Raw genomic sequence first — 6,556 nt, 5'->3', positions numbered from 1 at the left:
CGTTTTATGGCCTTATTTCCACAAACTCGCAGCAAAATCCCTTGTTTTCGCGCCTTCCGGCAAAAATAAGGGAAATAAATTCCGCTATTTTACCGCAAACTCCAATTTCGCAGCAAATAAGGCCATTTTTTGCCGCTATTCTCCCAGCAGGCGCAAAAAGCCAACTTTGGGCAAACAAAGGGCCCGGCTGAATTCAAAATTCGACGCCGAGCCCGCTTCGTAAACTTTGTAACATTTAATCAAAAGTTAAAAAATCGACTTTTCAGCACCGAGAAGGTTGGATGAAGCTGGGAGCGAATCGATTTTTAACTCACCTTGTTGCTTTGGACTTCTTCCAGGCGAACCACCCGCGTATGCTGCGTATGGCTCCATTGCTTGTTGTTCTGGGTGAAGAACGCGTAGAACGTGATTGGCCACCAGGAGATCAGGTAAATCGGGAACAGGACCAAGTAAGCGTAGACCTTCTTCGATTTAACCTTCTCCAGGAACATCGCCATCAAGAAAATAAACACGTTCGCGACAATCGCCACATACGACACCCACATCGGCAGGTAGCCATACAACGTTTTAACATGCGGTTCTTGCATTAACGATTGGTCAACCCAAATAAACGCCGTAAGCAGGAACGTCAATAACACGATGTACACGTTGGCTCCATAAAGCGCCATGTCCAGCTTCACCATGTTCCGCTCCTTGATGCTCTTCCACAGCAGCGGGAAGAAATAACGGCGAGCGACGGTGAAGTGCCCTTGCATCCAACGCAGACGTTGGCGCGCCGACGCTTTAAACGTCAATGGCTTCTCATCGAACAGCTTCGCGTCATAGTTAAACACCGGATATACCCCGCGTTCAACGCAACGCATCGTAAATTCAAGGTCTTCCACCAAGCTTGTAGCGCCCCAGCCGATTTCTTTCAATAGCTCGGTTTCAAAGCACATTCCTGTGCCGCCAAGGAAATTCGCCATCTTCAGGTTCGTCCGGGACAGCTGCCACAGGCGGTTACAATACCAGTACGAAATCCCGTAGGAAGCGGTAATCCAGGAATCCTCCGGATTCTTCGTATCGATGTAGCCTTGGATGACCCGCGCGCCGGCGCAAAGATCGTTATTCATTTCCCGCAGGAAGTCCGGATGCACCAAATTGTCGGCATCGAACATCACAACGGCGTCGTATTGACGCGGCATCTTCCATAGTTGCTTCAGCATCCATTCGATGGCATAGCCTTTCCCCCGCAAGTTCGGGTTGGTCCGCACGCAAGCGTTCATCCCGTGGCTGCGAACGATATTTGCGGTATTATCGCTGCAGTTATCGCAAATGACAAACACGTCGTACAATTCTTTCGGGTAGTTCATTTGTTTCAAATTTTCCATCAACGCCCCGACCACTTTTTCCTCGTTATGTGCTGCAACCAGCACAGCAAAGGATTTGCTCGGTTCGTATTGCACCTTGTTCTTCTTTCTGTACATGCCAAATAAAGCCAAACCAAATTGATACACCCCAACCACTGCCAGAATGACCTGCAGTGAAATCAAGATGACATCCAACATGATTTCTTGCCCCCTTTTTACCCCGATTGTTTTTTTCTTTATCTCTCGGAGTTTTAGATTGTGAATGACCCTTTCTTTCTTATCTTGCTCTTTCTTTCTAGATCTTTCTTTGGACTCGTTGCCGGCTCTTTTTTCAAACCAAATACGATTTTCCACAACTTGACGTTGTTTGTCAAAGCAACTATGGCCCTTACGTTGCGCAAAAAACTGGAAGACCGGTGAATTTTGGCATACGGGGGCCCCGCAACCTGCTTTCAGGTACGGTTACATCCTATTTTCATCACTTTTGGCAATTTTTATTTCTTTTTTTAATTTTTTTATTGCTCGGCTGGACACCTTGTTGGCGTTACAATTACATAGACGAACTCACTTGGCAAAAAGTTAACAAATCTGCACCATTTTTTTAAACAGATCTGCTATGATTTGAATCATTGTACAAGGGCGAAGAACGAAAAGTCAAAAAGAGCACGGCCTGCAGCGCAAAAAAACGTCCTTGAAAAGGCCATAGAATAAAAATATGATTAGTCTAACTTGAAAATGCCATGCTATTTGAAAAGAGCAGCCACGGGACAGGCAGTTTTCGGGGACTAGAACGCGGCCAACCATCGTGCGGAGGGATATTATGACTCGTTTATTCCATAAGCTTCAACAACTCGACCGACAGCTCTTTGTAGGAATCAACGGCCGCCTGCACCGCAGTTTTCTGAATTTCTGGCTGTATCATTTAACTCATTTAGGGGGAGCTTGGTTCACCATCCTTTCGTCCTTGCTCATCTGGCTTGCGGCTCCGCAGCCATGGAGCAAAATCGGCTTGCAATCCTGCGTCGCGCTCGCGATCAGTCATCTTCCAGTAGCACTCGTCAAAAAAACCTACCCGCGTCTTCGGCCCTACTTAACGCTGCCGGGCACCAATACGTTCCGGAACCCGCTGACGGACCACTCGTTTCCGTCCGGGCATACGACGGCCATTTTTTCCATTACGGTTCCGTTTATGGCCGCGGTTCCAAGCTTGATTCTGGTGCTGCTCCCCATCGCGTTGATCGTGGCAGTTTCGCGTATTTATTTAGGCCTGCATTACCCTTCAGACACTCTTGCCGGAGCGGTCATCGGCTCCTCTGTAGCGCTTGGAACGGTTGCATTATGGGCTTAAAGGGGATATTGTAGACAATAGGAAAACCTTGCAGGAATAAGGTGAAACCAGTGCAAAAACAGAGAGTCTTACTTTTATCCGAGGGGTTTGGAGCCGGTCACACGCAAGCGGCCTACGCGCTCTCCAGCAGTTTACGAAAGATTGCGCCAAACATACAGACGAAAGTCCTAGAGCTGGGCAGTTTTTTGAACCCTAGGGTGGCGCCGATCATCATCACCGCTTACAAGAAAACGGTGTCCTCGCAGCCTCGGCTTGTCCGTATGATGTATCGCAGCAACTACAAGAAATCTTTAAACCGATTGACGACGATGGCTCTTCATCGGATTTTTTATACGCGTACAATTCAAATTATCCGTCAGCTTCATCCCGACGTGATCGTCTGCACCCATCCGATCCCAAGCGCGGTGATTTCCCGCCTGAAACGGCTAGGTATGCTGGACGTCCCGCTCTGTACCGTCATTACCGATTATGATGTGCACGGAGCTTGGGTGAGCCGGGAAGTGAATTGTTATCTCGTGTCCACCGACCAGGTGCAGAAGAAACTGATGGAACGGGGCGTAGACAAAAGCAAAATCCTGATTACCGGCATCCCGATCCATCCGAATTTCTGGGAGCGCCATCGGAAGGAAGATATCCGCCTGCAATTCCATCTGAAGGATATGCCTACCGTACTGGTCATGGGCGGAGGTTGGGGCTTCATGAAGGACGAGGCGGTCAATGCCCTGCTCGCCTCTTATCGCGAGCAAATTCAAGTCATTTTCTGTCTGGGCAGCAACGAGAAGTCGTTGGAGAAAATGCAAAAGGATCCCCGATTCATTCATCCCAACATCCATCTGCTCGGGTTCACGAAGGAAATTGACAAGCTGATGGAAGTGTCCGATTTGCTGATCACCAAGCCGGGCGGCATGACCTGCTCGGAGGGGCTGGCCAAAGGCATCCCGATGCTGTTCCACCAGCCGCTTCCCGGCCAGGAGGAGGAAAATTCGCATTATTTTGCCCAGCAAGGTTGGGGAACCCCGATGAAATCGCTGGACGATATTACCGATTGGATCAAACGGTTGACCGAGCAATACGACGAAGTCGTGCGCAAACGGGAAGAGGTCTTGAACCATATCGCCAAATTCCGGCCGATGCAAAGTGCTCAAGCTATCATTGATTTACTTGGGAATACGAATTTCATCCGAAAATAACCAGCCTGATCAGGAAGGCGATTTACAAAAAAGCGGAGCCAGGATTCATCCTGCTCCGATTTTTTTGCTATTTAAACATCTCCATCTTCCGCTCATGGTAACGTTGTAAGGCCGCTTCGCCAACCATTACTTCGCAGCGGTAGATCGGCATGCCTTGTCCTACGAATTTGCTTTCGTATTCCGTCATGACATGGGCCTCATTAATCCCGCCTTCATGCAGGCTAAGCGAAATGTCGCTCATCTGCAATCCAACCGCGGCAAAGGCATTCAGCGAAAATTCAAACAGCACGCGGGAGTCAGTCTTGAAGTGAATTTCGCCGTTTTCGTTCAGGAGATGACGGTATTTCTCCAAAAACCGCGGGTGCGTCAAGCGCCGGCGCCAATGCTTCTTCTTCGGCCATGGATCACTGAAGTTCAAATAAATGCGCTCCACTTCCCCTGGCGCAAAAAACTCCTCGATCATTTCAATATTCCCCAGCGCCAGACGAACGGTTTGCGGCTTCAGCCCGCCCTGCTCGTCCCATTTCGCGCGCACCTTCTCGCTCGCCCTGCGAATCAACTCATCATACATGTCCATGCCGATGAAGTTCACGTCTGGATATTTTACACTCATGCCGCTGATAAACTGACCTTTGCCCATGCCAAGCTCGATGTGGATCGGACGGCCGTTGCCGAACACCTCCGCCCAGCGTCCTTTATATTCCCGGGGATTCAGGACAACCAGATCCTGCTGCTCCTCCAAATGCTCCCGTATTCCTTTTCTGCCGCGTAAACGCATGTTATTCCTCCGCTTTCTTGGTATCCATTCCTTGCAATATTGTGCCGAAGTTTGCTGCAAATGTAAAGCGCGCAATGAAAAAGGAACCAACCGTTCGCCGGGGAGACGAGACGAGTGATTCCTTTTTCGATATATTTTGGAATTGGGGTCCAACGAAATTGATATTCTCAAAATAACATATTTCCGTACCCTGCCGCAAGGAAACAGGCAAGCAGCATTCCCCTTTTCCAGTGAAATTTGATACAATAAATTCAGTGGAAGCGGCGTACGGACGGGGCTTTCGCCGTTGTATAAATATGCAAAAAATATTTTGTGACAAAATGAAGGAGCCGCAATGAGTACACTGATGACGGACACTCCTGCTTTGTGGGGAGACAAAAGATTTCATACCTGGAATTTCGAGATGCGCCAAGAGTTCGGAGACAAGGTATTTAAGGTGATGCTAGATGCCGGATTCACTTGTCCCAACCGCGATGGCTCGATCGCAAAGGGCGGTTGCACGTTCTGCAGCGCCCGGGGATCGGGCGATTTTGCCGGAAGCCGCCGGGACGATCTGGTAACGCAGTTTGCCACGATCCGCGACCGGCAGCATCTGAAGTGGCCGCATGCGAAATATATTGGATATTTTCAGGCTTATACGAATACTTATGCGCCGGTGGAGGTGCTTCGTGAATATTACGAAGCGATTCTGGAGCAGCCGGGTGTCGTCGGTTTATCCATCGCCACGAGACCGGATTGCCTGCCGGACGATGTCGTGGATTATTTAGCCGAGCTCAATGAGCGCACCTACCTCTGGGTCGAAATGGGCTTGCAAACGATCCATGAGTCGACGTCCACGCTGATCAACCGGGCGCACGATACGCAATGCTACCTCGATGCGGTGGAGAAACTGCGCGCACGCGGCATCCGGGTGTGCACGCATATCATTTACGGCCTGCCGCAGGAAACGCATGAAATGATGCTGGAGACCGGCCGCGCCGTGGCGAACATGGACGTGCAGGGCATTAAGATCCACCTGCTCCATCTGATGCGCAAGACGCCGATGGTGAAGCAGTACGAAGCAGGATTGCTGCGTTTCCTGGAACAGGACGAATACGTCAAGCTGATTGTGGACACGCTTGAATTTCTGCCGCCAGAAATGATCGTGCATCGGCTGACCGGAGACGCGCCGCGCGACCTGCTGATCGGACCGATGTGGAGCCTCAAAAAATGGGAAGTGCTCAACGCCATCGACGCGGAGCTGAAGCGCCGCGATTCCTGGCAGGGCAAATACTGGAGAGGACGTTGAGCGCTTATGGGCTTCCTCTCCGTATTAAGCTTCGCGCATAAACTGGCCGGCGAACGGCTGAGGCTCGGCGACGCGGCCGTCGACGCCACGGCGGGAACCGGCGCGGACACGCTGTTCCTGGCCAAAGCCTGCGGTCCGAAGGGGCGAGTGTTCGCCTTCGATATCCAGCCGCAGGCGCTGGCCCTAACGAAGGCTCGGCTGGACAAGGAGCCGGCGGATTCCATCGCCGGCGTCACCTTGCTTCAGGCGAGCCACGCGGACATGGCGGCCGTGCTGCCCGCGGACGTGCACGGGCGGCTCGGCGCCGTGATGTTCAACCTCGGCTATTTGCCAGCCGAGGGCGCTGACCCGGCGCTGATCACGCAGCCGGACAGCACGCTGCCCGCCCTGGAGGCCGCTCTGGCCCTGCTGCGGCCGCGCGGGATCTTGACGGCCGTCCTCTACCCCGGCCATCCCGGCGGCGACGCCGAAGCGGCGGCGGTGGAAGCCTGGGCGGCTGCACTGCCCGCTTCCGCCGGACAGGCGATCCTGTACCGGCAGCCGCAAAGGCCGGCTGCCCCGTATTTGATCGCTATTGAGAAGAAATCAACCAATTCCATTTAA

Annotated in this window: 7 protein-coding genes; 5 read left to right on the top strand and 2 right to left on the bottom strand. The window is 51.8% G+C overall.

From position 1 onward, the window contains the following. The coding region (locus tag POTG_RS24950; protein ID WP_232282333.1) for a hypothetical protein at nucleotides 1-223 on the top strand (223 nt) is incomplete at its 5' end. A gap of 82 nt (nucleotides 224-305) precedes the next feature. Here POTG_RS24950 and POTG_RS17185 read toward each other — a convergent pair. Then, nucleotides 306-1,547, bottom strand: a complete 1,242-nt coding sequence (locus tag POTG_RS17185; protein WP_009226118.1) for a glycosyltransferase family 2 protein — start codon at nucleotides 1,545-1,547, stop codon at nucleotides 306-308. A gap of 622 nt (nucleotides 1,548-2,169) precedes the next feature. Here POTG_RS17185 and POTG_RS17180 point away from each other — a divergent pair. Continuing rightward, nucleotides 2,170-2,697, top strand: coding sequence for a phosphatase PAP2 family protein (locus POTG_RS17180; protein ID WP_036645980.1), 528 nt, complete (start codon nucleotides 2,170-2,172; stop codon nucleotides 2,695-2,697). Between the two features lie 50 nt (nucleotides 2,698-2,747). Next, nucleotides 2,748-3,887, top strand: a complete 1,140-nt coding sequence (locus tag POTG_RS17175) for an MGDG synthase family glycosyltransferase (protein ID WP_009226116.1) — start codon at nucleotides 2,748-2,750, stop codon at nucleotides 3,885-3,887. Nucleotides 3,888-3,954: 67 nt separating this feature from the next. Here POTG_RS17175 and trmB read toward each other — a convergent pair whose 3' ends face one another. Continuing rightward, nucleotides 3,955-4,665 carry a tRNA (guanosine(46)-N7)-methyltransferase TrmB gene (gene trmB / locus POTG_RS17170; protein ID WP_009226115.1) on the bottom strand — a complete coding sequence of 237 codons (711 nt, stop codon included), beginning with the start codon at nucleotides 4,663-4,665 and terminating at the stop codon, nucleotides 3,955-3,957. A gap of 334 nt (nucleotides 4,666-4,999) precedes the next feature. On the opposite strand from trmB, the gene POTG_RS17160 reads away from it, so the two are divergent. Both POTG_RS17160 and POTG_RS17155 read left to right on the top strand, forming a co-directional pair. Continuing rightward, complete coding sequence (locus tag POTG_RS17160; protein WP_009226113.1) at nucleotides 5,000-5,953, top strand: TIGR01212 family radical SAM protein; 954 nt, start codon at nucleotides 5,000-5,002, stop codon at nucleotides 5,951-5,953. Between the two features lie 6 nt (nucleotides 5,954-5,959). Continuing rightward, on the top strand, nucleotides 5,960-6,556 hold the full coding sequence (locus tag POTG_RS17155) for a tRNA (mnm(5)s(2)U34)-methyltransferase (RefSeq protein ID WP_009226112.1): 597 nt from the start codon (nucleotides 5,960-5,962) through the stop codon (nucleotides 6,554-6,556).

The organism is Paenibacillus sp. oral taxon 786 str. D14 (assembly GCF_000159955.1).
Taxonomy (GTDB): Bacteria; Bacillota; Bacilli; order Paenibacillales; family Paenibacillaceae; genus Fontibacillus; species Fontibacillus phoenicis.
This window is presented reverse-complemented; position numbering and strand designations above follow the sequence as displayed.